Here is a 26,109-nt window from a genome sequence, read left to right on the forward strand (position 1 = left end):
CCGATGGCTATTGGGGTTACAAAAAATTAAAAGAGGTAATTGCCAAACACAATGTCGTTATTGAGTCCGATAAAAAGAAAGCAGCAAAGCTGTTTCCGTGGGTGAACCGAACCATTAGTAATGCCAAAAGAATGTTAAATGGGGTGCACCATAACTGTATAAATGCCAAATATGTTCAGAACTACCTCGACGAGTTTTGTTATAAGTTTAACCGAAGATATTTTGGCGATAAACTTTCAGATAGACTAATGATAGCGGCAATGGAAAGCACTTGGTATTAATACCGGATAGTCAAATAAATATAAGTTGTTCCCGTTTAGAATATTATCTTTTCAGACTCAGCATTATGATTTTTAAAACAAACTGTCCATTTACTTCAACCGCCTTTAAACAGCTCTTTATTGTATTAATCTGTTTTCTGACTGTTAATGCATATGGTCAGCAGTATAGAAATTATTCTGTAATCTGGCGGGGAAAAGAGGTCGGATTTTTAAAGGCAACGTCTCAATCCCAACCACAGGGACAATTTTATGCTACCGACAGCGAGATGAATATTAACATGTTGCTCACTTTCAAAATACAGTCTAACACGACAAACCTTTTTTCCAACGCTCAGCTAAAAGATGCTCAGGTGCAGCGTTTTGTAAATAAAAAGAAGAAACTGGCCGCCACAACCCGCTTTACGGATAACCATTATGAACTAAAAAAAGATGATGACGATGTCGTAAAATTCAAGAGCAATATTCCTGCGACAGTGACCTGGCTTTACTTCAATGAACCGATTCAGAAAAGCGAGATTTTTTCAGAAGTTTTCCAGACCTTTTTAAAATTCAAGGAAATTGCTGCATCTGTATATGAAACCACATTGCCTGATGGAGATATTATGACCTATACTTACAGATCAGGTGTATTGCAACGTGTAGAGATTGAGTCTGGCTATGGGGAATTCATTTTTAAGTTAAAAATTTAAAAGATTTACATTCTTCTGTCTATCAATCGGTTGGGTCTAACCCAGCCTTTTTTGTTTAAAACCAACTTAAATTTTAAGTAAATTATTTTTCTAAAAAAAAACAAAATCACTCAAAGAAGCGTTGTATAAGAACCACGAAATTATTCAATAAAGTAATGGAATGATTTTTTAATGGAAATAGTAAACCATCCAATCGTTATGAAAAAATTACTATTAAGCCTTTTTGTTGGGATAGTATTTCTGCATCTCAGTTGTTCAAGAGACAAGGAGCTTAGCAATGATGTTGAAGCTAAAAGCCAGGTTCAGATAAGAATCAGGAATACGAGTTTATTACCTTTTGAAAATATTGAAGTTAATACAAGTGGCGGAGTTAATGAATTTGGCACGGTTGCAGACAATCAATTATCTGATTATAAGACTTTTGATTTCGCTTATCGTTACAGTTTTGTTAAACTCAACATTAACGGCGAGCCGTACATTATTCAGCCGATAGACTACACCGGTGAACATAAGCTGGAAAGCGGCAAATACACTTACGAGATCCACCTTGATCCTGAGAGCAACCAGATTTTCATGAATTTGGCAAATGATTGATATGAATTGAGAAATTTCTTCTGGTAAAAAGATTACACAACTTGTGGATTGGCTTATCTTCACGAAGAAATTTTTACTCAATTACTATCACATGAAAAAATTTTTCCTGGCCTTATCCCTGCTGCTTACACATTTGACTTACAGTCAGCAAAAACTAAATTCAGAGATTGCACCTGCATCTTCTTATAAAACGTACCAGCCACCAATCTTTACGGATCCACAGCGGATTGCGAAAATAAAAGCGGCAATACCAACGCTCGAAAAAATATATAAGGAATACGCCGGGAAAAATAATTATCCGGGTATGGCTTTTGGATTAGTTGTGGATGATCAGGTTTTATATTCCGGAGGTTACGGTTATACCGATGTCGCTAATAAAACAAAAGCTTCAGGGAAATCACTTTTCAGAATTGCGTCCATGAGCAAAAGCGTGACGACAATGGCAATTCTAAAACTCCGCGACGAAGGCAAATTACGATTGGATGATCCCGCCTATTTATATATTCCGGAACTCAAATTGATGCCGCTGTTAACTTCGGATGCACCTGCTATTACTATAAGAAATCTTATGACGCACTCTGCTGGTTTTCCCGAAGACAATCCCTGGGGCGACCGCCAGCTTGATGGCAAAGACGAAGAACTTTTGGCTCTGATAAAAAGCGGAATTTCAGATTCTAACGTTCCGGGTGTACAATATGAATATAGCAATCTCGGTTTTGGAATGTTGGGAAAAATTATTGGTAACATTACAAAGATGCCTTATCAGCAGTATATCAACGAAAATATTTTCAAACCACTGGGTATGGACCATACCATTTGGGAATATACCAAGGCTCCGGCAGATTTGCTTGCACATGGCTATCGCTGGGAAGAAGGTAAATGGAAAGAGGAAGTTTTGCTGCACGACGGTACGTATGGCGCGATGGGTGGAATATTGACTTCCATTGAAGATTTCGGAAAGTATATGGCTTTTCATTTGTCGGCTTGGCCGGCTAAGAACGATAAAGAAACCGGCCCGGTAAAAAGAAGTTCGGTCCGGGAAATGCAGCAGCCCTGGACCTTCAACAATCTGAACTCAAAATTTAAATATCCCAACGGAAGAGAATGTTCTTTGGTAAGCAGCTATGGCTACGGACTAAGAACAAGCAGAGATTGTGAGGATCGCATTTTTACGGGACATACGGGAGGTTTGCCGGGTTTTGGAAGTCAATGGTGGATTATGCCTGAATATGGAATCGGGGTGATTGCAAATGGAAACCTGACCTATGCCAGCATGAATAATGCCAATTTTGCCGTGATGGACACACTTATTTCATTGGCTGGTTTAAAGCCACGAGAGCTGCCGGTTTCTCCTGTTTTAAAATTACGTAAAGATCAAATTGTTAAGCTATTGCCCGACTGGTCTAATACAGAAACAAGTAAAATATTCGCAGTAAATTTCTTTCCTGACCGCTCGGTTGAACTTAGAAAAAAAGCTTCGCAAGCATTATTTACTAAAATTGGTAAGGTAAAAAAAGTAACAGAACTGAAACCACAAAATCAACTTCGGGGAAATTTTCAGATTGAAGGCGAAAATGGTGTGATCGATATCTATTTTACCTTGACACCAGAAAATCCTGCGCTTATTCAGCAACTTGATGTAAAAGAGGTTTTAAAATGACCTATGAAAGAAATTGACAACTTTTATTTACAAAAAGAGGAGCCTGCCAAAAGCTGCCTGATGGCACTCCGGCAAATTATCCTGGATAGAGATAGAAATATTTCGGAAGCCTGGAAATACAGGATGCCCTTTTTCTGCTATAAAGGAAAGATGTTTTGCTATCTCTGGGTTGAAAAGAAAACCGGCTTGCCTTATCTCGGCATTGTAGAAGGAAACAAAATCGCTCATCCCGGATTAATTCAGGATGAGCGATCACGTATGAAAATTATGCGTTTTGATCCGTCTGGTGATTTGCCGTTAGAAACAATTCATGACATTCTGGATTGCGCTATATCACTCTATACGAGCGGATTAATTAAACTAAAATAATTATCACTTTACTTTACTCTCAATCCAACGTTTTCTTATTGCCAGTGCTCCGTCGCCCAAAGGCAAATCGGCTTTCTCATTTGGTACAACAATCAGTTTGGGATTTTCAGCAAGTTTGATCATGCCGAGGATCACATCTTTTCTATGAAGAAATTCCAGTTCTATCTCATCACCAGGTTTGTGAGCATCCAGAATAGCCTTGATATCAGCCTCTTTTTTCACCGATTTTCCATCAAGTTTCAGAATTTGGTCATCAATGTCAACTCCTCCTTTATACAATGGCGTTCCGATCGTTGTATTCGCTGAAATAACTAATTCTGAATTTTCCTTATAGCGCACATTCCCAATCCACGCTTGTCCTTCAAATTGTTTTTTAAGAAAAAATCCTGCTTTTTGAAGCAGCGGAGCATAATCATATGATTCGTGACCGTAAATATATTTCCTGAAAAAACCAGCGGCGAAAGCCTTGTCACCGGTAACAGACTCCAAAACTGCCTGTAAATCAGGAATTACATAAACATTTTCCGTTTTCCCCAGTTTAAGCCAAACTGCCTTCATGTAATCATCCAAAGTTAATTTCCGATTCAGTAATTCCAGTTCCAGTGCAAGGGCAATAGATGCGCCGTAAGGATAGTAAGAAGTGTAGGTGTTTGGATAATTTGTTTTGTCAACCGCAACGCCTGCGTCCACAAAAACGGCCATACAACTTGCATCCGCTGGTGATATACGTTTTGCGCCCGGTGTATTTTCCTTTGTATTGACCAAACCCGTCAATAACCCGTTTGCAAAATCTTCCACGGTAACAAAATCTCCTCTTTTCAAAAGTAGCTCGCCATAATATTGAGTGAAACCCTCCGCAAACCACAATTCCCGGCTCATATTACTTTTTTCGTAATTGAATGGTTCCAGACTTTTTGGACGGATTCTTTCAACATTCCAGGCATGAAAAAATTCATGAGAGAAAACGCCAAGTAAATTATTGGATCCGTCAAATTGTGTGGGCAAGGCAATCATCGTACTATTTCTATGCTCCATGCCGTCGCCTTTCACATAAGGATTGATACTTGCCAGAAAAGTATATTTCCCATAGTCAAAAGCAGGAAATTCACCATAAATGGCCTGAGCTTCCTGCGTTATTTTTTTGATTTTAGCAGCAAAAGTTGTTATTAGTGAATCATTTGAATCGACTTCCAAGGCTAATCTGAACTCATACGATTTCTTGTCAGGATTTGTCAAATTCCAGCTTTTGATAACCAGGGATCCTATCTTTACCGGAGAATCCATAAAATACTGAAGATTCGGTGCGGTAAATACATTAACCTTTTCCGTCGGTTTTAACTGTGTCGCAAATGTCCATTTTTTTCCTTCCGGCAGATTGAAGGTAACGTCCATCGGAGCATTTTCAAGTTCTTTGACCCACATAAAAGCAGCCGGCATATTGAGCTGGATACTGTTTTGATCAACTCCTGCGTAAGTTCCGTCCGGATAATTGGCAAACAAAGTATAGCGTACTTTGGCAAAACCGTTGGAGGTATTAACCTGATAAACATCACCATCAACCCGAAGAACGGATAGAGGTTTACCGGCCTGATCAAATCCTTTGACATCATAAACGTTTTTCCCGAATTCATGCGTTGCATATCTTCCTGGCGAAGAACGGCTCATCCGGAAAAGCAATTGATTCTGTGTTGCGCCAGTTACCGTAACATCAATCTGTGCCTCATGATGTGTGATGTTTGGGAAAGTGACATTATAACTGATTTTTTGGGCAGTGGCAGAATAAAAAGTAAAAAGGAGTGCAATAAAGCCAAGTGATCGATTCATATAATTGGGGTAAATGAATTTAAATATTACCCGAAGATCGAAAAAAAGGAGATTGAAACAACCTTAATGCCTCTTACAAGTATAATTTAACCATTTCACGCCAATAGCGCGGACGGTGTGCTTCTTCATCCCAGATAAAAAAATCATGTGCCACTTTCAGATTTTTCAGAGCCGAACTTAACTCCTTGTTATTTTCCAAAAATGAATCCTCCTGCCCTATTACCAGAATGATTTCGAGTTTTTTCAGCCTCCTGAGAATCCTTTTGTCGGATAACATTCCAATAAAACGGGTTGGCATATTGTAATAAATCGTATCACTGAAATAGCCATCGAAGAGATCTTTAAAAAAAGGAAGAGAAACGGTGAGGTCATAACGTGCACTCATACCCACCACTTTTGTAAATAAAGAAGGGTGGCGAAATGCAATGTTTACTGCATGATAACCGCCCAGACTGCAACCTGCGGAGATCAACTTTTTTTCTGGATTTATCTTATTAATAAAAGGTATTACCTCTTTAAGAATATAATTCTCGTAGTCCAGATGTCTTAAAATCCTGTCTTCGGGTGAACCATCAGAATAAAAACTTTCGTTGTCAATACTGTCAACACAGAAAACATGAAGTTCCCCTGCTTCTATTTTGGGACGCATTGCTTCAATTACCTTCCAGTTTTCAAAATCATAGAAACGTGCACTCCGTGTTGGAAAAAAAATGACGGGAACGCCACGACCTCCAAAAACCAAAATCTCCATTTCTTTGCCTAACATCGGGCTAAACCACTTATGATAAGCTCTTTCCATTACGTCCCCAAATTTTATTATGTTGAGTATTCTATTTTAAATAGCCAGTTGCCGCCTGATTTTTTCCTGCCAAGCAGAATATCCTTTGGGACTAAGATGCAGGCCATCTTCTTCAAAAAGGCTTGAATCAGGAAGTCCTTTTTCGTTTAACATCAGCGGAAAAATATCAATATAGTGCTGAAAATTATCAGTTTCAGTTTCCGCTTTTACAAGCCGGTTTGTCTCAATAATCTGTCCAAGAATTCCCCATCGCTGAACACTTGGTTTGATGGAAATAAAATAACAGGGGACACTTCCAAACTTATTACGGATTTGCCCGATTAATTGCCGATATGAAAGAAGCGCTTCTTCGGGGTGTCTTCCATCGCCAAGATCATTGTCTCCTGCATAAATAACAATCGTTTTAGCGGAAGTTAATGGCCCAATAATCCTGTCAAAAAACCAAACACAGGCCGCGAGGGTTGAACCACCAAAACCAAGATTAGCCGGTTTAAGATCTGCAAAATCCGCATATAAAGTTTCCCATAAAGTGATCGATGAGCTCCCGTAAAAAATCGTTTCCGGCTGGTAAGACAAACTTGATAATTCCTTTTCGACTCTTAAAACTTCCTCTTCGTACCAATGCATAAATCCGGTAAACTTTTAATATATAAATCAGTGTGAAAAGTAAGACAACAACTGAGCCAGAAACTTTTATTTTAAGTCAATACTTGCCACATTACCAAAGATATGTTTTTGATATTAACTCCATGTTAAGTTTATCGAATTAATTCGGCAATAATTTTAAAAATATCGTTAAAAAATTTTACGCATCTGAGAAAATATTTAACATCTGATTTTGAATTGCTGAACAGCTGGTAACGATGTTGACCAAATTGCGCTTTTAATGAAATATTCCTTTTTTTGATAAAAAGTAAAAACCTGTAAATTTCCTTCCACCTGAAATCGTTAAAATTTTGACAAAAAAAACACTTATTCTCTGCCTCTTTATAATCCTAAAATTTGTTCTCCAATATCTGGTCAGCGCTCCGGAATACGAACTGCACCGCGACGAGTTCCTGCATATTGATCAGGGCAAACATCTGGCCTGGGGTTATCTTTCGGTACCGCCTTTTACGTCCTGGGTATCTTATGTGATTTTACTTTTGGGCAATTCTGTATTCTGGATTAAGTTTTTCCCGGCACTTTTTGGCATTTTGACTTTAGTCATTGTTTGGAAAACTATTGAAGAACTTGGAGGTAATTTGTTCGCACTTATTTTAGGTGCTACGGCGGTTACGTTTTCTGTGATTTTAAGAATAAATATGCTCTACCAGCCCAATTCGGCTGATATACTTTTCTGGACCTTACTCTATTTTTCTTTGTTGAAATATATCAATTCAGATAATAGTAAATGGCTGTATGTGATGGGAATTGCACTGGGCTTGGGGCTTTTAAATAAATACAACATCATGTTTCTTGTGCTGGGATTGCTTCCGGCACTTGTATTGACAAGTCAGCGTAAAATATTCAAAAACAGACATTTGTATTTGGCGGCTGGTCTGGCAGTTTTGATTGTCTCTCCGAATTTAATCTGGCAATACCAGAATCATTTTCCGGTAATTCATCACATGAAATTGCTGACAAAAACGCAGCTTGTTAATGTAAACCGGGTGGATTTTATCAAAGAGCAGTTCCTGTTTTTTATGGGTTCCGTTTTCATTATTCTAGCTGCGTTCCTGTCATTTTTCACCCATGAACCATTCCGAAAATATCGGGTTTTCTTTTGGTCATTTGTTTTTACATTATCACTTTTTGTTTATCTGAGAGCTAAGGGATATTATGCAATTGGCTTGTATCCAATATTTTTGGCTTTTGGTTCAGTTTATCTTGAAAGAATATTTACAGCCAGACTTTTGTGGTTACGTTATGCTTCCATTCTATTTCTTCTACTTTTATTCCTGCCGATGTTACGAGTAGGATTTCCAGTAAAAAGCCCTTCCTATATTGCCGCGCATCCGGAAGTATACAAAGCACTAGGCCTCCTGCGTTGGGAAGACGGGAAAGATCATGAATTGCCGCAGGATTATGCAGATATGCAGGGTTGGAAAGAGCTTGCGGAAAAAGTGGATGCAGATTATGAAAAAATCAGTGACAAAAAACATACACTTGTACTTTGTGATAATTATGGTCAGGCGGGAGCGATTAATTTCTATTCAAAGTTTAAAAACATTCGAGCGGTAACGATGAACGCCGACTATATTGACTGGATTCCGCTTGATGAAGAAATTAAAAATATAATTCTCGTCCAGAATGCAGATGACGATGACAAGGAAAGAAAAAAGGAACAACCGCTTTTCCGGAAAATAGCGCTGACCGGTAAAATTGAAAATCAATATGCAAGAGAGCGGGGAACCAGCATATACATTTTACTTGACGCCAAAGTTTCTATCAATAAAATTCTGGAAGGCGATATTCGCGAAAATCGTTGGGATTGACATATCAATTAAATTATTCAAACAAATCATGAAAAAACATTTTCTACTGGCTATTTGTATTTTTATCGCCGCGCCATTGATTTCAAAAGCACAAAAAGCGAAAAATTTACTCAATGGAAAAGACCTAAGCGGATGGCATATCGATGTGCCTGAAATGGACAAAGACCCAAAAATGAAGTCCCCATTTATTATCAGAAATGGCCTTCTAGTTAGTATGGGAACGCCGGGTGGACATTTAATTACGAATGCCGACTATCAGAATTTCAGGTTAACATTCCAATATCGATTTGCGGGAAAACCAGGTAATTGCGGTGCATTGGTTTTCGTTTCTACACCGAGAGCTTTGTATGACATGTTTCCGAAATCAATAGAAGTGCAAATGATGCACGAAAATGCAGGTGATTTTTGGTGTATTCAGGAAGATATCACGACGCCCGATATGGAAAAAAGACGTGGTCCAAAAGCAAACTGGGGTGTTAATGGTGACAAGTTAAGAAGAATCCCAAACCTGACTGACGGCAGCGAAAAGCCACTTGGCGAATGGAACAGCATGACCATTGAATGTGTAAAAAATTCTATCAAGGTTTGGTTAAATGGTGATTTTATTAACTATGGATACAATGCGACGGCACAAAAAGGCCACATTGCATTACAGTCCGAAGGTGCAGAAGTTGAATTCAAGAAAGTGGAAGTGACACCCATCACCCAGCTTACCAAATGATCATTGAAAGAATCCGTTATTCTAAAAAATGACAACTCCCGAAATCATTCATGCACGACTTGTTAACCAACAAATCGCCGAAACGAAATTCTCCAAACCAGAGGAAATCGTAACGCACCTTGTTGCCATGCAAGCGCAGGAATATGCTATGGCGAAATGGGCAATTGGTTTACGATTACCGAATATTTTCGATGAAGATATTGAACAGGCATTCAACGAAGGCAGGATTCTGCGTACACATATCATGCGCCCGACCTGGCATTTTGTATCTTCTGCCGATATTCGCTGGATGATTTCACTTACCGTGCCAAGGGTAAATGCCGTTAATGCATTCATGTATCGTAAATGTGAATTGACCCCGAAAATTTTTAGTCAATGTAATGACATAATCGTGGCAAATCTGGAAGGAAACAAACATTTGACGAGGGCCACTTTAAAATCTGAATTGGAAAAGAAAATTGTAACCGGCGATGGTGTCAGATTAAGCTGCATCATGATGCAGGCCGAACTGGAAGGAATTATTTGCAGCGGCCCGAGAGATGGAAAACAATTCACGTATGCATTGATAGACGAACGGGTACCAAAAACCAGGCCTTTGACAAAAGAAGAATCTCTTGCAGAACTTGTCAAAAGATATTTTAAAAGTCGTGGTCCGGCTCAGATTGAAGACTTTGTGATGTGGTCCGGCTTAACGGTCAAGGACGCAAAAGCAGGAATTTCAATGCTTCCAAAAGATTTTGTCAAAGAAGAAATTGATGGAAAAAACTATATCTATTATCCCGTTCCCGCGGCATCCGGCAAAATACGATCTACCTTTCTAATGCCTGATTATGACGAATATGGAATGAGCTACAAAGATCGCAGTGCGATTTACAGTCTTCCTCCAAAAATTCTGGATAATCCAAAACTAAACATTCCATATAATCGGATGATTGTTGTGGACGGGCAAATTACTGGCAGTTGGAAACGTACGATTAAGGGCAAAGAAATAGCTATCGAACTCGATTTTTTTAAAAAGATAAATAAAAAACAAGAGCAAGCCGTACAACTCGCTGTCAAAAAATTCTGTTCTTTTGCAGGCAAGAACTACACCTAAAAATAATTGTCATGCTGCCTTTTCCTGTTTCTAACTCTACTTTATCTACAAAACATCTCGCCGATTTCCTTCAAAAAGAATATAAGTTTCGGTCAAAAACGGATTGTAAGCTTTTAAAAACAGGAATAAGCCATACGTATTTAGTAACCACGGAATCTGATAAATTTGTTTTTAGAATTTACAGTCTCAACTGGCGGACAAAAACTGAAATTCTTGAAGAAATACGCCTGATTAATCTTTTAAAAGACAATCATATTTCTGTCTCGTACCCGATTGCTGATCCTGATGGACATTATATTAAAGAGTTAAATGCGCCGGAAGGAATTCGTTTCGGTGTTCTATTTTCATATGCCAGAGGTGCAAAAGCACTTAATTATGCTGCTGAAATTCAGTTTAAAGTTGGAGAGACGATAGGAAAAATTCATTCGCTGACACAGAATTTTAACCTTGACCGGGTCACCTACACACCGGAAATTTTGCTTGAAAATTATTTTGATTACCTGAAATTATTTTTAAATACTGAACAGGAAGAAATGATTTACATGGCAGATTTGAAAGAAGTTTTGAAAGAATCATTAAGCAATATTGACAAGCAAAAAGTTAGATTTGGAGCAGTTCATACCGATATCTGGTTTGATAATATGCACCTTTTTGGTAATGACGAAATCACTATTTTCGACTTTGATTTCTGTGGAAACGGAATGCTTTGCCAGGATTTGGGGTATTATATCATGCAGCTTTATAATCTTGAAAAGGACGAAACGCAGTTCAACCTGAAACTTGAAAGTTTTCTAAAAGGTTATGAAAGTATCACCCGCCTTAGCGAGGAAGAAAAACTGATTATTCCTTATATAAGCACGTCCACTTATTTCTTTTTCCTGGGTATACAGTGTCAGCGTTATGACAATTGGTCCAACGTTTTCCTGAATGAAATTTATTTGTCACGTTTTATCAATCTGATCATCAAAAAGTGGTGTGATTATAATAAGATTTACATCAGAGACAAAGTTTCAAAATTATCTTAGAACCAACCTGATTCATGTATAATATGCACTTTCAAATGTCAAAAAAAGTAAAGCTAATCTTGCTTTTCATATGCAGTATCACGTCGGTAAAAGCTCAGATTCCTGAAAAAATAAAAAGCATATTTCCGGTAGGAACGGTCATGCATAACAATCTTGCTTATGCCGGTGATACTTTGAAAAGGCATAAACTGGATATTTATCTTCCCGTAAACGCAAAAGGAAATATTCCACTTGTCATCTGGATTCATGGAGGAGCCTGGAAGTTAAATGATAAGTTTGCGGATATGGGATATATGAAAAATACAGTTAAATCGTTCATCGATGAAGGCTATGCTTTTGCAAGTATTGACTACCGGTATAGTACAGACGCCATTTTTCCGGCCCAAATCCAGGATTGTAACCAGGCAATTTCCTGGCTTTACCAAAACGCCGGAAAATATGGAATTGATAGAAATAAATTTGCAGTGATAGGATTCTCTGCGGGCGGACATTTGGCATCTTTGCTTGCGCTTTCAAACAATAATCAAATCAAACAATTCACGTCTGACGGGAAACCGGTTCCTTTTAAAATTAAGGCGGTAATTGATTTTTACGGTCCATCTAATTTTACGGCGCTGATTCCAAAAATTGAAATAAATGATCCAACTGACGCTGTAACTTCGCTATTTGGTGCTACGATTTTGGAAAGACCGGATATTGCAACTTTGGCAAGCCCTACTACTTACGTAGACGCGAATGATCCACCGTTTATCATTTTTCACGGGGAAAAAGATGAGTCGGTTCCATACACGCAATCGGTTTTGCTGCGCTCCTATTTATTACGGGCCAAGGTAGCGAACGAGCTGACAATTGTGGCCAATGCGCCACATTATGGAGAAATGTTTGATGTGGAATCCAACAGAAAAAAGATTTCAGTTTTTCTTAAAACCTACTTAAAATAGTACTGCTGCCTTAGCAATGAACAAAAATCGGATTGTAACAAATAGTGCCATTTTGCTGACCCTGCTCGCAAACATAGGATGCGACCAGATATCTAAAAATATTGTACGAGAAAAAGTGGATTATTACGAAAGTATTAGTCTGATCAGTAATTATTTCACGCTTACAAAAGTTGAAAACGACGGCGCTTTTCTGAGTTTAGGAAGTGCCTTACCGGAAACGATCAAATTTATTCTACTTTCCGGCATTCCTGTCATGGCTCTTGCGTTTGGCGTGGGATATATGTTTTTAAGAAAAAATATATCTTTCATAAGTATGCTCGCTCTAAGTTTCGCAATCGGTGGCGGTATTGGAAATATTTACGATCGTGTGGTTCATGGCTCTGTAACAGATTTTCTACATATTGATTTAGGGATTGTCCAAACCGGTATTTTTAATATGGCCGATGTTTCTATCATGGTAGGCATGGGTTTGTTTTTTGTTCAATCCTTTTTTAACCGGCGCCGAACAATTTCCTAACAGATTGAAATATCCGTCAGTATTTCATTTTATACTTCGTTAAATCGGGAAGGTATTTTTTCTTTCTCTTTAATTCTGTTTCGTAAATGACTTGTCCCAGATTTTTCATGAACGGGTAACAAACTTCCTTGTACTCATATTTCCCGTCATTATAAATTTCGTCATCATTCGACTGTACGATTGCTGTTAGTAAAAATTCTACCTTATTCTTAAAATCGACGAAGTAAGAATTATCAATAATGAACCCGTAAGAATCGCCATACTTGTTAAAAATACGAATATCAGGATTGGGCGTTACAGTAGAGTCCGCACCATAAAATAAAAATTTAGCACTGGTTGTCCAATTTTCCTTCGGATCATATTTTGGATAATCACTTTCAGTTGGATACTTACTCATATAAGTATATATAAGATTATAATCATCCGGCATCAACTGAAACCGCTCTTTCAATGGAAAAACCTCAGGAAAAATAAGTTTCTTCATTACTTCCTGCTGATCGGTCATACTGAAAGCATTTCGATTGGTCATGTTGAAAGGCTTGTTCACCAAACGGTCTGAACTATCCAGATAGGCTTTCCCCATCACTAGATTACTCAGTTCAATTGGATAATTTGCCGGATCAAATTTTCCCGGTTGGTCGTAAACCATTTTTCCATTAGTATAAAAAGAAACAGGATTTGTGTGCCGGGAAGTGAGTTCCGTATCTTTCACCGCGTAACGATTTAAAATACGGCTTGTGGTCAAACCATAATCTTTCAATCGCTGATTCAATTCTGCTCTTCCTACAAACTCATACAAACGGTTATAAGCGTCATTATCACTTACTAACAGAACTTTCCTGATATAATGGGCTATCGAAGGCAAGCCATTTTGTGCAGTTGAGTCTTTTTCAACAGTCGTTTGTTTGTCAAAATCAGCACCGGTAATCATCGTGCTTTCTTTATTTAAACCGGAAATTTTCAGCTTGTTAATTTTTTCCAAAGCAAAAATCAATGTTGGCAATTTAACGGTGCTCGCAGGAAAAAAATAACGGTGATCGTCCAGATTGTAGCTGTATGTTTTGAAATGAGGAACATTGTCTTTGTCCCGATCAATTTGAGTGTACCGAATCTGAACCTGATTTCTTTGGGGATGATTTAAAATATGTGAAAACTTATCGGGATGGCTTCGGAGAAGCTTTTCCAGGTAAGTTGTATCTATTTTTTGTGCGTGTATTTTAATGCTTATTAATGAAAGCAGTGTTACAGAGAGTATCGTTTTTATCATTTAAGTATGTTGATTTATTTTGTTGAATATTGGCAGCGTGGAAAATAGAAATTATTCGCTCAATTTCCCTACAAATATTGCGGTGCCCTGCACCTCGAATAACCGATATCTCTCGTTCAATTCCTACAAATATTGCGGTGCGCTGCACCTTGGATAACGAATATTTCTTGTCCAATTTCCCTACAAATATTGCGGTGCGCTGCACCTTGGATAACGAGTATTTCTTGTCCAATTTCCCTACAAATATTGCGGTGCGCTGCACCTTGGATAACGGATATCTCTTGTTTAATTCCTACAAATATTGCGGTGCACTGCACCTTGGATAACGAATATTTCTCGTTCAATTCCTACAAATATTGCGGTGCGCCGCACCTTGGATAACGGATATTTCTCGTTCAATTCCTACAAATATTGCGGTGCGCTGCACCTTGGATAACGGATATTTCTTGTCCAATTCCTACAAATATTGCGGTGCGCCGCACCTCGAATAACTGATATCTCTTGTCCAATTTCTACAAATATTACGGTGCGCTGCACCTTGGATAACCGATATTTCTCGTTCAATTCCGACAAATATTGCGGTGCGCCGCACCTTGGATAATGGAAATTATTGGTCCCTTTTCTACAAATGTTGTGCGTTGAAACTTGAATATCTGAATTCTTCGTCCATTTTTCTATAAAAAGGTGCGGAGCACTGAAATATTTGCGGTCCGCCGCGCGGTAGAAACAAAGTACCAATGCAACGCACCGTAATATTTTTCTACCGACAACTGAAATCGAATTTATTCCTCATCCAATCCCTCAACATAAGATCCTTCCTCAGTCTTGGTAGAAGTTTCCACAGCATCATTGATAAATTTCAATTCCTCTGTCGTCAAATCCCGCCATTTCCCAACCGGTAAATTTCCCAACGTTACATTCATGATCCGGATGCGTTTTAATTTCGTTACGCTATATCCCAAATATTCACACATCCGCCGGATTTGTCTATTTAAACCCTGCGTAAGAATAATTGTAAAAACATAATTACTATCTTTCCTGACAAAACATTTTTTCGTAATCGTATCCAAAATCGGAATTCCATTACTCATTTTTTGAACAAAATCAGCCTTAATGGGTTTGTCAACCGTGACGACATATTCCTTTTCATGATTATTACCGGCACGCAGAATTTTGTTAACAATATCGCCGTCACTGGTCAGAAAGATTAAACCTTCGGACGGCTTATCCAGCCGGCCAATCGGGAAGATTCTTTCCTCATGGTTGATGTAATCGACGATATTACCCTTAATCTGTCGCTCAGTCGTACAAGTAATTCCAACAGGCTTATTAAAAGCAATATAGATTCCTGCTTTTTTAACTTTTAGAGGTTTCCCATCAACCAGCACTTCATCTTCATCAGTCGCCTTGTCGCCTAAAACTGCTGTTATGCCATTTAATGTCACACGGCCCTGCTCCACAAGTTTGTCCGCCTCACGGCGCGAACAAAAACCCGTTTCACTTATAAACTTATTTATTCGTATCAAACTAATACTTTATTGATGTTAAAACACGGATTCCATTACATTGATTTAAAGATTGCAAAAAAAATCCGGATTGAAATCAAAGAAATGGTCACTTTGGCTCTTTCTATACCAATACAATGAATTTATAATCTATATCCATGCGAAACGTCACTAATCCTGCATCCATGAAACCACGGTTTTATTATTTTGTCTGTTTCCTATGGCTGGCATTAGCCCCAGCTTTTTCACAACCTATCGAGCGCGCGACAAAAATAATTGTTGCCCCGGACCATGAAGACTGGACTTACAAAACCGGTGATAAAGTGAAATTTACAATTACAGTTTTAAAAAATGGAAATCCAGTAAAAAATGCTTCTGTTCGATACGAAATCGGACTTGAAAAAATGGAGCCGACGATTAAAGAAACCAAAACGGCCGCGAACGGAACAATTACGGTTGATGCCGGAACATTAAAAACACCAGGATTTTTAAGATGCGTTGCCTGGACAACCAATGGTGAAGGCGAATATCGCGGACTTGCAACAGCTGGTTTTGAGCCCGAAAATATTCAGCCAACAGTAACAAATCCTACTGATTTTGATACTTTTTGGGAAACAGCCAAAAAAGAACTGGCAACAATTCCTATGGATGCCAAAATGACTTTACTTCCGGAGCGCTGCACTGAAAAAGTAAATGTATATCACGTTAATTTACAGAATTTCAAGGTTGGTACCCGATTGTATGGAATTCTGAGCGTGCCTAAAAAGGAAGGGAAATATCCCGCTTTGCTGAAAGTACCGGGTGCCGGGGTTCGTGCTTATTATGGAGATCCGGTTACCGCCGAAAAAGATATTATCACCTTTGAAATCGGTATACATGGCATTTCGGTTATCATGGATCCGAGCGTCTACAACGATCTTGGCCTTGGTTCATTGAATGGTTATCCAAATTATAATCTGGATGATAAAGATCGTTTTTATTACAAACGTGTTTACATGGGCTGCGTCCGTGCAAACGATTTCCTGACAAGTTTACCTCAATATGACGGATCAAATCTGGCTGTTACGGGTGGAAGTCAGGGTGGCGCCCTGTCTATTATTACGGCTGGTTTGGACTCCCGCGTAAAATGGCTTGGTGCATTTTATCCTGCATTGAGTGATGTAACGGGTTACCTGAGCGGAAGAGCAGGCGGATGGCCTCATTATTTCGATAAAACAAGCGTTAAGGTAAACAACACCAAAGAGAAACTGGCAACTGTGGGTTATTATGATGTTGTCAATTTTGCAAGACGTGTGAAAGTACCAGGCTATTATATGTGGGGATACAATGATGAAACCTGCCCTCCTACTTCCATGTACTCGGCATATAATGTTACAACGGCACCAAAAGAATTGAAATTATATCTGGAAACCGGCCATTGGACTTATCCCGAAGAACGTGACGTAATGAATAACTGGCTAATCACTAAATTAAAAGGAAAATAGCCGGATTAAGCAATCATTCTCTCATTCAATCATTCTCTCATTCACTAATTAAAAAATGGATCGCAGGAAATTCATTGAACAATCCGTACTCGCGGGAGCAGCATTTTCTTCGCTTCCGCTTTTGACATCATTAAAAAGAACAACGCAGTATAAAACAGCCCTGATCGGTTCGGGCTGGTGGGGAACCAATATTCTCCGATGTGCAATTCAGGCCGGAGAATCCAAGGTCGTTGCGCTTTGTGATGTTGACGAAAACCAATTAAAAATTACTAATACGGAAGTAACAAAACTGACTCCGGACAAGCCTAAGCTTTATAAAGATTACCGGGAAATGCTTTTGAAAGAAAAACCGGAGATCGTGATCGTCGCCACACCTGATCATTGGCATGCGCTATGCTGTATTGCGGCTATTGAATCCGGGGCGCATGTGTATGTTGAAAAACCTATTTGTCATACCATTCAGGAAGGCAGAGCAATGGTGAATGCGACCAGAAAACATGGCCGGATCGTACAGGTTGGCACGCACAGACGGGTTTCTCCACATAATGTTTCAGGCATGGAATTTCTGAAATCAGGAAAAGCAGGAAAAATTGGTATGGCAAGAGCTTTTGTCCATTATGGAGGCGGCCCGGGCCAGAAAGTTGCAGATGAAGAAGTGCCGAAAGGACTTGACTGGGATATGTATTGTGGCCCGGCGCAAATGGTGCCTTATAACAAAACGATCCACCCGAAAGGATTCCGGAATTATTTGAATTTCGCCAACGGAACACTGGGCGACTGGGGAATTCATTGGCTGGATCAGGTCATGTGGTGGTCCGAGCAAAAATATCCGAAAAAGGTGTATTCAACCGGTGGCCGTGCTATTCGTCAGGACAATACCGACGCACCGGATCATCAGGTGGCAGTTTATGATTTTGATGGTTTCACTCTGGAATGGGAACACCGAAATTTTGGAGCAAATAATGCAGAGAAAACGCATCCGCAGCAAGCCGTCGGTGTTTATTTTTACGGAACAGAAGGCACATTTCACATGGGCTGGCTGGATGGCTGGACATTTTATCCTTCCAACCCTAATAAACCTATAATTCATCAGGATGCGCAATTGAATAAACCGGATGATCAGAATATTCAGCAATTGTGGACCAATTTCCTAAGTTCCATTAAAACAAATACGCCACCAATTTGTGAAATTGAGGTAGGCCAGCGTTCAACAAATCTGGCACTGTTGGGAATGTTGTCTTATAAACTTGGAAGAAGCATCGTTTGGGACGGAGAAAAGGAAATAATTCCCGGAGACGCTGAGGCAAATAAATTGTTGCGGAGAGATTATCGCGGAGAATGGAAATATCCGGAAGCCTGATAAGCTTCTGTTGCAACTCAACAAAAAAACCGGATTGAACGTTTAATAACTTTCAATCCGGTTTTTTAATTTCGATTCTGGCTTACAGCAATTAGTCAATTTTAATAACTTCTGCCGGAATGTTATATTGAGTAATTATTTCACGTGTAAAACGGACGTGACCACGTGGTGCCATTAGATACAATTTAGCACCTTTCATTCCTGCCAGTTCGCTCAAAAGTTTCCATTTTGAAACACTTCCCCGAAGCTGATCTGTTTTCATGGACACCTCAAGATAATGTCTGTTGAACATATTCACACCTGTAACATCCGGCGTAAATTTCTCATTATCTGCGGCTCTTTCATAAGATTTAGGTGTTTCGAAGCCTTCCATATTGGCTTGAATTTCCTTAAATCCATGAGCTTGAGCCCATTTTACAACAATGGGAATAAATGATTCCTTTTCCATAAATAACAATGAATGATTTCTTCCCCCGACCGACGGGGAAACTCAACGTAAAATATTAAAAACTAAACTGAGCAGAGTGAAAGCGTCGTAACCTATAATAGTCGCCAAACAAGCCACATTTCTTACCAATTAGGAAAAGTACTATTTTTTCGGCAGACTACAAAATTAATTTATCAGACTAAGTACTAATCATCCAGCTCATCCAGAAAAGAACGATAGGCTCTCAGAAGCTCCTGATGCGTTTTTGTATTGTTATTAAGTAACGCCAGATCAATTCCTTTCTGATATATTATTTCCGCTTTTTCTATTTTTCCTAACTCGGCAAAAAACGCAGCGGCCGGATAATAAGTCGCCAAATAATCGGGATGGTCTGTTAAAAGTTTATCAAAATATTTCTCAGCCTGACCTGAATCAGACTTTAAATATTCCAAAGCTAATGCATATATGTTGAACGGATCGTTAGGATCTTCCTCGTAAAAAGTGATCAGATTTTGAAGCAGTGCGTTTTTCATTTTAATATTGTTATGCTTGCATACTATTTAAGATTTTCTGTATATTCGCCATTATAAATTTATTCTTAAAAAATTATAAATAACGACGGTAAACGGCTTTTGGGAATTATCCGGGTAGCGTTTCAAGATAATTGCACCAATAGCTTTTGAATCAGTCATTTCCGCATTAAATCATGAAAATACTCGTATGTATTACCAACGTGCCGGATACGACGGCCAAAATAACTTTCATCGATAATGACACCAAACTTAATAAAGCCGGTGTACAATTTATAATCGGACCTTATGATGATTATGCACTGGCCCGCGCAGTAGAACTGAAAGAAAAGCTGGGAGGTTCAGTAACTGTCCTTCATGTGGGAGGAGCTGATGCCGATCCGCAGATCAGAAAAGCACTTGCAATCGGTGCCGATGATGCTATTCGTGTAGATTCCGATCCTATTGATTCTTATTTCGTAGCAAGCCAGATTGCGCATGTAGCGGGACAAAATAATTATGATCTTATATTAATGGGCCGGGAATCCATCGATTTTAATAGTGGTGTGGTGCATGGCCTTGTTGGAGAAATGTTGGGAATCCCCTCCTACTCTCCGGTAATGAAACTTGAAATTGAAGGAACAACGGCTACTTTGGCTAGAGAAATTGATGGTGGAAAAGAAACGCTTTCGGCTTCATTGCCATTGGTTTTAGGTTGCCAGGAGCCCATTTCTGAATGGAAAATCCCTAACATGCGTGGTATCATGACTGCGCGTACAAAACCTTTACTGGTGGTTGAGCCAGTTTCTGTTGAAGAATTCACTGTGCCGGAAAACTTTTCACTGCCGGCACCAAAAGGTGCATGTAAAATGATTCCGGCAGATCAAGCCGAAACACTTATCAAATTATTAAGAACAGAGGCAAAAGTTATTTAATCTTATTTTGACAAAGCAGAATTCAGCTTTTCAAATCTTAAAATTGATCAAAAATGTCAGTACTCATATTTGTAGAATTAGATAATGGCTCCGTGAAAAAAACTTCACTGGAAGCCGTTGCATATGGCGCAGAAGTCGCAAAAATGACGGGAACTACTGCCACCGTTTTGGCACTTGGCAAGGCCGACATATCTTCACTTGAACAAGCAGGAGCTTTTGGAGCATCCAAAGTTCTTCATGCTTCGGATGACAAATTAACGCATGAAAACAGTCTGGCTTACGCAGATGTGCTCGCACAAGCTGTAAAACAGGAAGACAGCAAAATTATTATTCTCGCAAAATCCGGACTTGGCGACGCTGTTGCGGCCAGAGCATCTGCTAAATTGAAAGCAGGTATCGTTTCCGGTGTTACGGAATTACCGGTAATTAACGGAGGTTTTACAGTGAAGAGAAGCATCTTTACAGGAAAAGCATTTTCTAATGTTGAGATAAAATCGGACATTAAAATTCTGGTTGTAAAGAAAAACGCTATTGAAGCAATTGAATCATCTGAAAAAGCAACGGTCGAAACTTTCTCCCCGGTTTTGCGTGATCAGGATTTCCAGGCAAGTGTTGGCACTATTGAAAAAGCAAGCTCAGAATTATCACTTACAGAGGCTGATATTATCGTTTCCGGTGGGCGCGGCATGAAAGGTCCGGAAAACTGGCAGCCGCTATTGGATCTGGCTAAGGCACTTGGTGCGGCAACAGGTTGCTCAAAACCGGTTTCGGATCTTGACTGGCGGCCACATCATGAACACATTGGGCAAACCGGAATTAAGGTAGCCCCCAACTTATATATTGCCTGCGGGATTTCCGGAGCGATCCAGCATCTTGCGGGAGTGAATGGTTCCAAATATATTGTTGTGATCAACAAAGATCCGGAAGCGCCATTTTTCAAAGCCGCAGATTATGGTATTGTTGGTGATGTTTTTGACATTTTACCCAAGCTTACAAAGGCAGTGGAAGACTTGAAATAACCAATTGTTTTCGGAGATAACCCGACTTGCATTTTTTTATGCAGGTCGGGTTATTTATTTTTGCATTCGATTACGTTTCCGTAACTTTGAAAATGTAAAAATAACTGTATTATTATTTTTGTAGACCACTGGCTGCTAAGCTTATATCTACAAAAAAACAGTTAAGCCTACATTTTCACTATCAGGAATCGAATCAGAAAGAATCTTAGTACCCATTGCGCAAAATCATCAGAACTGTTTAGAAAACCGTTGCGTTAGCCCATTAAAGTCCAAACGTGAAAAAAATTAAGTTAGAAATATTGGGGCTTTCCCCAAGCCAGTCTCAGGCAGGTTCCTTCGCTCTTGTTTTAGGCGAAGAATTAGGAAACCGCCGTCTTCCTATTATCATCGGCGTGTTCGAAGCGCAGGCCATTGCCGTCCAAATTGAGAACATTGTTCCAAACCGGCCAATGACGCATGACCTTTTCAAATCCTTTGCCGAAGGAATGAATTATACCTTGAAAGAAATCGTGATTTCAGATTTGAAAGAAGGTATTTTTTACGCCAAAATTGTTTGTAAAGACAGTTTACGTGAAGTTGAAATTGATGCACGCCCATCTGATGCAATTGCGATTGGATTGCGTTTTGATATTCCGATTTATACTTACGAAGCCATCTTGTCAGAAGCCGGAATCATTTCCAGTTCGCTGACAGAAGATGAAGAAGACGGGGATGAAGAAGCTGTGAAAGAAACTTTGCAGTCGCGCGGAAGCCTTATGGACCAGTTGAGAGATCTTTCCTTTGACGAACTTCAGCGTATGCTGGACGACGCACTTTCAAAAGAAGATTACGAGAAAGCTGCGAAAATCCGGGACGAAATGAGCAAGAGAAATTAACCAAATTCCTGCCGGAATAGTTAAAAATAGTTAAGACCCGGTTTTACCGGGTTCTTATGTGATATTAATCCTTATTTTTGCCATTAATACTTCGCAAGTAAGTTTTACAAACCTGATTCGCGTAATATTCCTTTTTATGTCTAAAAAAAAGAAGAAGATTGGTAGTTACCCTAACGCAATGATTGTGATGAGCCTTACGGCGGCATTATTTCTGATCGGCTTTTGCGGACTTCTGGTATTACAATCAAAAAAACTGGTTTCGATCATTCGTCAGAATATTGAAGTGCGGGTTTTCATTGACAAGGCGGTAACAAAGGCAGGTCAGGATTCATTACTTACCGTTTTGAAAAGCAAACCTTATGTACTTAATGCTCCGGAAGCTACAAATCCCATCACTTTTGTATCAAAAGAGGAAGCTGCAAAAGAGTTCATAGAAGGCACAAAGGAAGATTTCACTGCTTTTTTGGGAGAAAATCCATTGCGTGACAGTTACCGTGTAAAAATCGGTGAGGATTATTTTGAAGAGTCGAAATTACAGGCGATCAAAAAAGACATTGAGAAAGCCAACGGCGTTTATGAAGTTGTTTATCAGGAAGATCTTGCTGACAACATCAATCGTAACGTGACGAAAATTTATGCCGTACTGGCAAGTTTCGCACTAATTATGCTGATTATCATTGTCTTACTTGTTAACAATACGATTAAACTGGCAATTTATTCCCAGCGTTTTTTAATCAGAAGTATGCAGCTTGTTGGCGCTACGAACGGATTTATCCAGCGCCCGTATATTATCCGTGGTGCTATGCAAGGCACTATTGGCGGCATACTTGCAGGTGGATTACTAATTGGTTTACAGCAAATTGCGGTCCGCAATGTTGAAGGTCTTGCGATGTTGCAGGAATATGATAAGCTTGTTATTTTGATAGCTGTTGTACTTGGACTTGGTATACTCGTTGGCATTGCAAGCACATATCAATCGCTTGCCCGTTATTTGCGCATGGCTTTGGACGATTTATATTAATTGAATTATAAAACCTTACCTGTTAAAAAAATATTTATGAGCAACACAAAAAATAGTCTTCCTTTCGGAGCGTCAAATTACAAAATGATGCTGATCGGATTAGCCGTGATTTTAATAGGATTCGCGGTAATGAGCATGGATAAAGAAGAATTTGGTTTTGGTGCATTGGGTTTAACCGTTGGGCCTATCATTGTTGTGATTGGTTTTGTCGTTGAGTTCTGGGCCATTTTACGTAAACCAGCTAATTCATGACCATTTGGCAGGCTATTATTTTAGCAATTGTTGAAGGAATTACAGAATTCCTACCCGTTTCATCCACTGGCCACATGATCATCGCATCCTCCGTTATGGGGATCAGCCATCTGGACTTCACCAAAATGTTTACCGTTAATATTCAGTTCGGAGCTATTCTTTCCGTTGTGGTTTTATACTGGAAACGTTTTTTTCAATCCACTGATTTTTATTTCAAGCTTTTTGTAGCCTTTCTTCCGGCTGCCGTTCTTGGATTTTTATTGAACGATCTGATCGATTCAATGCTTGAAAATGTTGTTGTTGTAGCAATCTCACTTTTAGTTGGTGGAATTATTTTGATCTTTATTGACCGCATTGCAAACGATGAAACCAAAGAGAGAGAAATATCTTATTTTGATGCCTTGAAAATTGGCTTTTTTCAGTGTATTGCCATGATTCCGGGCGTTTCCAGATCTGCGTCCACTATTATTGGAGGAATGCTTCAGGGTCTTTCGCGCAAGCAGGCTGCTGAATTTTCATTTTTTCTTGCAGTACCAACAATGGCTGCGGCGGGCGGTTATAAGCTTTTAAAAACGTACGATACAATTCAGGCTTCTGATATCCAGACTTTATTGATTGGTAATGTGATCGCATTTATTGTAGCGATGCTGGCCATTAAATTTTTCATTAATTTCCTTACAAAATACGGTTTCAAAGTCTTTGGCTACTATCGTATCATTTTAGGAATTATTCTATTGGCATTATTGGCGTCGGGCTACAAACTTGACATCGTATAATTTTTTGTGACGAAAGATTGAGGAGATTATTTTAAGATAACATTAGCAAAGTTTGAGTAACGAGACGACCATACAAGACGAAGGAGAAGTTCTTTTGATTGACAAACCACTAAGATGGACATCGTTTGATGTTGTCAACAAAATAAAAAGAGCTTGTAAATATAATAAAATCGGTCATGCCGGCACGCTGGATCCTCTCGCGACCGGCTTGCTCATTTTATGTACAGGAAAGAAAACGAAGATTATTGATACCTATCAGGCGCAGGAAAAGGAATATACCGGCACTTTTGTTTTGGGTAAAACAACGCCTTCCGTTGATCTGGAAACGGAATTTGACGCAGAATTCCCAACCGATCATATTACTCCGGAAGTGCTTGAAACTGCCAGAAAAACTTTTCTCGGTCAAATCGAACAGATACCACCGATCTATTCTGCTGTTAAGGTGGATGGTGAACGGCTTTACAAAAAAGCTCGCCGTGGTGAAACTGCTGAAATTAAAAAACGCAGCGTGGAAATTTCACTTTTTGAAATTGACAGCACCAGTTTCCCAGCCATAGATTTCAGGATCATTTGTTCAAAAGGAACATATATTCGAAGTATTGTAAGAGATTTCGGTGTTGCGGCAGGAAGCGGAGCCTATCTGAGCATTTTATGTCGTACCAGAATCGGTGCCTTTGAACTAAAAGATGCTAAAAACCTGACCGATTTCATCTACCAGAAACGTGTTGAATTGAAGTTACCAGTTGACGAATGAACATATACCACAGCCTTGATTCCTTTCACAGATTGGAATGCGCAGTCGTAACCAGTGGCACTTTTGATGGCTTGCATATTGGCCATAAAAAAATACTTTCCCGGCTAAAAGAAATTAGTACTCAATGCGGCGGCGAATCTACCGTGCTCACTTTTTGGCCACATCCAAGAATGGTAGTTTCAGAAGATAGCCAGGATTTACAGTTACTTTCTACCATTGACGAAAAAATAGAATTATTTTCTCAAATGGGTATCCAGCATTTGGCGATCATTCCATTTACCAGAGCTTTTTCTGAATTGTCATCAGAAGATTTCATCCGTCAGATTCTCGTTGAGAAAATCGGGACAAAAAAGCTTGTTATTGGCTATGATCACCGGTTTGGAAGAAACCGGGAAGGAAGTTTTGAATTTCTTCAAAAAAATGCATCCGCTTATGGTTTTGAAGTAGAAGAAATTCCCCGTCAGGATATTGAAGATCTTGCGATCAGTTCTTCCAGAATTCGTCATTCTTTATTGTCGGGAAATGTAGATGAGGCAAAATATCTTTTGGGACGCCCCTACTCGATTACCGGTCTGGTTGTAAAAGGCAAGCAATTGGGAAGGACAATTGGATTTCCAACAGCCAATATTCAGCTTCACGAATCTTACAAGCTGATTCCGGCAAATGGCGTATATGTAATCAAAGCATATTACAATGGAGATGTTTATCAGGGAATGCTTAATATTGGCGTTCGCCCGACTGTTGACGGCACTTTCCGTACTATTGAAGCTAATCTTTTTGATTTTGACAAAGAAATTTACGGCGAAGATTTAACCATTGAATTGCTGCACTATCTTCGTTCGGAACAAAAATTCAATGGTCTCGATGCTTTGATCCAACAAATCAAGATTGACAAGCAGAATACAATCGCATTCTTTAATAATCAGAAATAA

Annotated in this window: 28 protein-coding genes; 21 read left to right on the forward strand and 7 right to left on the reverse strand. The window is 39.2% G+C overall.

Annotated features, from left to right (window positions below; translation table 11 throughout):
* The 5 genes from FDK13_RS20450 to FDK13_RS20470 form a co-directional block, all read left to right on the forward strand.
* The coding region (locus FDK13_RS20450) for a transposase (protein ID WP_137341878.1) at nucleotides 1-281 on the forward strand (281 nt) is incomplete at its 5' end.
* A gap of 65 nt (nucleotides 282-346) precedes the next feature.
* Nucleotides 347-970: a DUF6134 family protein gene (locus FDK13_RS20455; RefSeq protein WP_137341879.1), complete on the forward strand. Its 624-nt coding sequence runs from the start codon at nucleotides 347-349 to the stop codon at nucleotides 968-970.
* Nucleotides 971-1,168: 198 nt separating this feature from the next.
* Entirely contained in the window at nucleotides 1,169-1,564 is a 396-nt protein-coding gene (locus FDK13_RS20460; protein WP_137341880.1) for a hypothetical protein, read from the forward strand.
* Between the two features lie 91 nt (nucleotides 1,565-1,655).
* Nucleotides 1,656-3,224 (forward strand): serine hydrolase domain-containing protein, encoded by a 1,569-nt coding sequence (locus FDK13_RS20465; RefSeq protein WP_137341881.1) that lies wholly within the window; start codon nucleotides 1,656-1,658, stop codon nucleotides 3,222-3,224.
* 3 nt (nucleotides 3,225-3,227) lie between these two features.
* Nucleotides 3,228-3,593 carry a DUF1801 domain-containing protein gene (locus FDK13_RS20470; RefSeq protein ID WP_137341882.1) on the forward strand — a complete coding sequence of 122 codons (366 nt, stop codon included), beginning with the start codon at nucleotides 3,228-3,230 and terminating at the stop codon, nucleotides 3,591-3,593.
* A 3-nt stretch (nucleotides 3,594-3,596) separates the two neighbouring features.
* On the opposite strand, the gene FDK13_RS20475 is transcribed toward FDK13_RS20470, so the two are convergent.
* The 3 genes from FDK13_RS20475 to FDK13_RS20485 form a co-directional block, all read right to left on the reverse strand.
* The gene (locus FDK13_RS20475; RefSeq protein ID WP_137341883.1) at nucleotides 3,597-5,417 is read right to left on the reverse strand and encodes a M61 family metallopeptidase; all 1,821 of its coding nucleotides are present in this window, start codon (nucleotides 5,415-5,417) and stop codon (nucleotides 3,597-3,599) included.
* Between the two features lie 73 nt (nucleotides 5,418-5,490).
* A complete protein-coding gene (locus FDK13_RS20480; protein WP_137341884.1) occupies nucleotides 5,491-6,216 on the reverse strand; it encodes an esterase family protein in 726 nt (241 codons plus the stop codon).
* A gap of 36 nt (nucleotides 6,217-6,252) precedes the next feature.
* Complete coding sequence (locus tag FDK13_RS20485) at nucleotides 6,253-6,843, reverse strand: GDSL-type esterase/lipase family protein (protein ID WP_137341885.1); 591 nt, start codon at nucleotides 6,841-6,843, stop codon at nucleotides 6,253-6,255.
* Between the two features lie 329 nt (nucleotides 6,844-7,172).
* On the opposite strand from FDK13_RS20485, the gene FDK13_RS20490 reads away from it, so the two are divergent.
* From FDK13_RS20490 to lspA, 6 genes are read left to right on the forward strand one after another with little or no spacing between them, the layout of a single operon-like run.
* Nucleotides 7,173-8,693 carry a glycosyltransferase family 39 protein gene (locus FDK13_RS20490; RefSeq protein WP_137341886.1) on the forward strand — a complete coding sequence of 507 codons (1,521 nt, stop codon included), beginning with the start codon at nucleotides 7,173-7,175 and terminating at the stop codon, nucleotides 8,691-8,693.
* Nucleotides 8,694-8,721: 28 nt separating this feature from the next.
* Complete coding sequence (locus FDK13_RS20495) at nucleotides 8,722-9,414, forward strand: 3-keto-disaccharide hydrolase (RefSeq protein WP_137341887.1); 693 nt, start codon at nucleotides 8,722-8,724, stop codon at nucleotides 9,412-9,414.
* Between the two features lie 28 nt (nucleotides 9,415-9,442).
* Nucleotides 9,443-10,510 (forward strand): winged helix DNA-binding domain-containing protein, encoded by a 1,068-nt coding sequence (locus tag FDK13_RS20500; protein ID WP_137341888.1) that lies wholly within the window; start codon nucleotides 9,443-9,445, stop codon nucleotides 10,508-10,510.
* Nucleotides 10,511-10,521: 11 nt separating this feature from the next.
* Nucleotides 10,522-11,535 carry a phosphotransferase enzyme family protein gene (locus FDK13_RS20505; RefSeq protein ID WP_137341889.1) on the forward strand — a complete coding sequence of 338 codons (1,014 nt, stop codon included), beginning with the start codon at nucleotides 10,522-10,524 and terminating at the stop codon, nucleotides 11,533-11,535.
* A 35-nt stretch (nucleotides 11,536-11,570) separates the two neighbouring features.
* Nucleotides 11,571-12,476, forward strand: coding sequence for an alpha/beta hydrolase (locus FDK13_RS20510; protein WP_137341890.1), 906 nt, complete (start codon nucleotides 11,571-11,573; stop codon nucleotides 12,474-12,476).
* Between the two features lie 16 nt (nucleotides 12,477-12,492).
* Nucleotides 12,493-12,993 (forward strand): signal peptidase II, encoded by a 501-nt coding sequence (gene lspA, locus FDK13_RS20515; protein ID WP_137341891.1) that lies wholly within the window; start codon nucleotides 12,493-12,495, stop codon nucleotides 12,991-12,993.
* A 16-nt stretch (nucleotides 12,994-13,009) separates the two neighbouring features.
* On the opposite strand, the gene FDK13_RS20520 is transcribed toward lspA, so the two are convergent.
* Together FDK13_RS20520 and rluF are read right to left on the reverse strand one after the other, a co-directional pair.
* The gene (locus FDK13_RS20520; RefSeq protein ID WP_170982866.1) at nucleotides 13,010-14,260 is read right to left on the reverse strand and encodes a serine hydrolase; all 1,251 of its coding nucleotides are present in this window, start codon (nucleotides 14,258-14,260) and stop codon (nucleotides 13,010-13,012) included.
* Between the two features lie 782 nt (nucleotides 14,261-15,042).
* Nucleotides 15,043-15,792: a 23S rRNA pseudouridine(2604) synthase RluF gene (gene rluF, locus FDK13_RS20525; RefSeq protein WP_137341892.1), complete on the reverse strand. Its 750-nt coding sequence runs from the start codon at nucleotides 15,790-15,792 to the stop codon at nucleotides 15,043-15,045.
* A gap of 158 nt (nucleotides 15,793-15,950) precedes the next feature.
* On the opposite strand from rluF, the gene FDK13_RS20530 reads away from it, so the two are divergent.
* Both FDK13_RS20530 and FDK13_RS20535 read left to right on the forward strand, forming a co-directional pair.
* Nucleotides 15,951-17,249 (forward strand): acetylxylan esterase, encoded by a 1,299-nt coding sequence (locus FDK13_RS20530; RefSeq protein WP_137342164.1) that lies wholly within the window; start codon nucleotides 15,951-15,953, stop codon nucleotides 17,247-17,249.
* A gap of 55 nt (nucleotides 17,250-17,304) precedes the next feature.
* On the forward strand, nucleotides 17,305-18,609 hold the full coding sequence (locus FDK13_RS20535; protein WP_137341893.1) for a Gfo/Idh/MocA family protein: 1,305 nt from the start codon (nucleotides 17,305-17,307) through the stop codon (nucleotides 18,607-18,609).
* A 91-nt stretch (nucleotides 18,610-18,700) separates the two neighbouring features.
* Here the strand turns inward: FDK13_RS20535 and FDK13_RS20540 are convergent, their stop codons facing one another.
* Both FDK13_RS20540 and FDK13_RS20545 read right to left on the reverse strand, forming a co-directional pair.
* The gene (locus FDK13_RS20540; protein ID WP_090335811.1) at nucleotides 18,701-19,057 is read right to left on the reverse strand and encodes a hypothetical protein; all 357 of its coding nucleotides are present in this window, start codon (nucleotides 19,055-19,057) and stop codon (nucleotides 18,701-18,703) included.
* Between the two features lie 185 nt (nucleotides 19,058-19,242).
* Nucleotides 19,243-19,569: a tetratricopeptide repeat protein gene (locus FDK13_RS20545; RefSeq protein ID WP_137341894.1), complete on the reverse strand. Its 327-nt coding sequence runs from the start codon at nucleotides 19,567-19,569 to the stop codon at nucleotides 19,243-19,245.
* Between the two features lie 173 nt (nucleotides 19,570-19,742).
* Here FDK13_RS20545 and FDK13_RS20550 point away from each other — a divergent pair, with 173 nt between their 5' ends.
* The 8 genes from FDK13_RS20550 (at nucleotide 19,743) to FDK13_RS20585 (ending at nucleotide 26,109) form a co-directional block, all read left to right on the forward strand.
* Entirely contained in the window at nucleotides 19,743-20,480 is a 738-nt protein-coding gene (locus FDK13_RS20550; RefSeq protein ID WP_137341895.1) for an electron transfer flavoprotein subunit beta/FixA family protein, read from the forward strand.
* Nucleotides 20,481-20,533: 53 nt separating this feature from the next.
* Nucleotides 20,534-21,499: an electron transfer flavoprotein subunit alpha/FixB family protein gene (locus FDK13_RS20555; protein WP_137341896.1), complete on the forward strand. Its 966-nt coding sequence runs from the start codon at nucleotides 20,534-20,536 to the stop codon at nucleotides 21,497-21,499.
* A gap of 275 nt (nucleotides 21,500-21,774) precedes the next feature.
* Nucleotides 21,775-22,374 carry a bifunctional nuclease family protein gene (locus FDK13_RS20560; protein WP_137341897.1) on the forward strand — a complete coding sequence of 200 codons (600 nt, stop codon included), beginning with the start codon at nucleotides 21,775-21,777 and terminating at the stop codon, nucleotides 22,372-22,374.
* A 136-nt stretch (nucleotides 22,375-22,510) separates the two neighbouring features.
* Entirely contained in the window at nucleotides 22,511-23,395 is an 885-nt protein-coding gene (locus FDK13_RS20565; protein WP_137341898.1) for a cell division protein FtsX, read from the forward strand.
* A gap of 36 nt (nucleotides 23,396-23,431) precedes the next feature.
* Nucleotides 23,432-23,647, forward strand: coding sequence for a DUF3098 domain-containing protein (locus FDK13_RS20570; RefSeq protein WP_137341899.1), 216 nt, complete (start codon nucleotides 23,432-23,434; stop codon nucleotides 23,645-23,647).
* Nucleotides 23,644-24,423, forward strand: a complete 780-nt coding sequence (locus tag FDK13_RS20575) for an undecaprenyl-diphosphate phosphatase (protein ID WP_137341900.1) — start codon at nucleotides 23,644-23,646, stop codon at nucleotides 24,421-24,423. The genes FDK13_RS20570 and FDK13_RS20575 overlap by 4 nt, the downstream gene beginning before the upstream one ends.
* Before the next feature lie 52 nt (nucleotides 24,424-24,475).
* A complete protein-coding gene (gene truB, locus FDK13_RS20580) occupies nucleotides 24,476-25,177 on the forward strand; it encodes a tRNA pseudouridine(55) synthase TruB (protein WP_137341901.1) in 702 nt (233 codons plus the stop codon).
* Complete coding sequence (locus FDK13_RS20585; protein ID WP_137341902.1) at nucleotides 25,174-26,109, forward strand: bifunctional riboflavin kinase/FAD synthetase; 936 nt, start codon at nucleotides 25,174-25,176, stop codon at nucleotides 26,107-26,109. Before truB ends, FDK13_RS20585 begins: the two co-directional genes overlap by 4 nt.

This window comes from Dyadobacter frigoris (assembly GCF_005280585.1).
Taxonomy (GTDB): domain Bacteria; phylum Bacteroidota; class Bacteroidia; order Cytophagales; family Spirosomataceae; genus Dyadobacter; species Dyadobacter frigoris.

Excerpts from the sequence above, each read along its gene's own strand:
- FDK13_RS20455 (WP_137341879.1), top strand. The coding sequence starts at position 347 with ATGATTTTTAAAACAAACTGTCCATTTACTTCAACCGCCTTTAAACAG.
- FDK13_RS20460 (WP_137341880.1), top strand. The coding sequence starts at position 1,169 with ATGAAAAAATTACTATTAAGCCTTTTTGTTGGGATAGTATTTCTGCAT.
- FDK13_RS20465 (WP_137341881.1), top strand. The coding sequence starts at position 1,656 with ATGAAAAAATTTTTCCTGGCCTTATCCCTGCTGCTTACACATTTGACT.
- FDK13_RS20470 (WP_137341882.1), top strand. The coding sequence starts at position 3,228 with ATGAAAGAAATTGACAACTTTTATTTACAAAAAGAGGAGCCTGCCAAA.
- FDK13_RS20475 (WP_137341883.1), bottom strand. The coding sequence starts at position 5,417 with ATGAATCGATCACTTGGCTTTATTGCACTCCTTTTTACTTTTTATTCT.
- FDK13_RS20480 (WP_137341884.1), bottom strand. The coding sequence starts at position 6,216 with ATGGAAAGAGCTTATCATAAGTGGTTTAGCCCGATGTTAGGCAAAGAA.
- FDK13_RS20485 (WP_137341885.1), bottom strand. The coding sequence starts at position 6,843 with ATGCATTGGTACGAAGAGGAAGTTTTAAGAGTCGAAAAGGAATTATCA.
- FDK13_RS20495 (WP_137341887.1), top strand. The coding sequence starts at position 8,722 with ATGAAAAAACATTTTCTACTGGCTATTTGTATTTTTATCGCCGCGCCA.
- FDK13_RS20500 (WP_137341888.1), top strand. The coding sequence starts at position 9,443 with ATGACAACTCCCGAAATCATTCATGCACGACTTGTTAACCAACAAATC.
- FDK13_RS20505 (WP_137341889.1), top strand. The coding sequence starts at position 10,522 with ATGCTGCCTTTTCCTGTTTCTAACTCTACTTTATCTACAAAACATCTC.
- FDK13_RS20510 (WP_137341890.1), top strand. The coding sequence starts at position 11,571 with ATGTCAAAAAAAGTAAAGCTAATCTTGCTTTTCATATGCAGTATCACG.
- lspA (WP_137341891.1), top strand. The coding sequence starts at position 12,493 with ATGAACAAAAATCGGATTGTAACAAATAGTGCCATTTTGCTGACCCTG.
- FDK13_RS20520 (WP_170982866.1), bottom strand. The coding sequence starts at position 14,260 with ATGATAAAAACGATACTCTCTGTAACACTGCTTTCATTAATAAGCATT.
- FDK13_RS20530 (WP_137342164.1), top strand. The coding sequence starts at position 15,951 with ATGAAACCACGGTTTTATTATTTTGTCTGTTTCCTATGGCTGGCATTA.
- FDK13_RS20535 (WP_137341893.1), top strand. The coding sequence starts at position 17,305 with ATGGATCGCAGGAAATTCATTGAACAATCCGTACTCGCGGGAGCAGCA.
- FDK13_RS20540 (WP_090335811.1), bottom strand. The coding sequence starts at position 19,057 with ATGGAAAAGGAATCATTTATTCCCATTGTTGTAAAATGGGCTCAAGCT.
- FDK13_RS20545 (WP_137341894.1), bottom strand. The coding sequence starts at position 19,569 with ATGAAAAACGCACTGCTTCAAAATCTGATCACTTTTTACGAGGAAGAT.
- FDK13_RS20550 (WP_137341895.1), top strand. The coding sequence starts at position 19,743 with ATGAAAATACTCGTATGTATTACCAACGTGCCGGATACGACGGCCAAA.
- FDK13_RS20555 (WP_137341896.1), top strand. The coding sequence starts at position 20,534 with ATGTCAGTACTCATATTTGTAGAATTAGATAATGGCTCCGTGAAAAAA.
- FDK13_RS20565 (WP_137341898.1), top strand. The coding sequence starts at position 22,511 with ATGTCTAAAAAAAAGAAGAAGATTGGTAGTTACCCTAACGCAATGATT.
- FDK13_RS20570 (WP_137341899.1), top strand. The coding sequence starts at position 23,432 with ATGAGCAACACAAAAAATAGTCTTCCTTTCGGAGCGTCAAATTACAAA.
- FDK13_RS20575 (WP_137341900.1), top strand. The coding sequence starts at position 23,644 with ATGACCATTTGGCAGGCTATTATTTTAGCAATTGTTGAAGGAATTACA.
- FDK13_RS20585 (WP_137341902.1), top strand. The coding sequence starts at position 25,174 with ATGAACATATACCACAGCCTTGATTCCTTTCACAGATTGGAATGCGCA.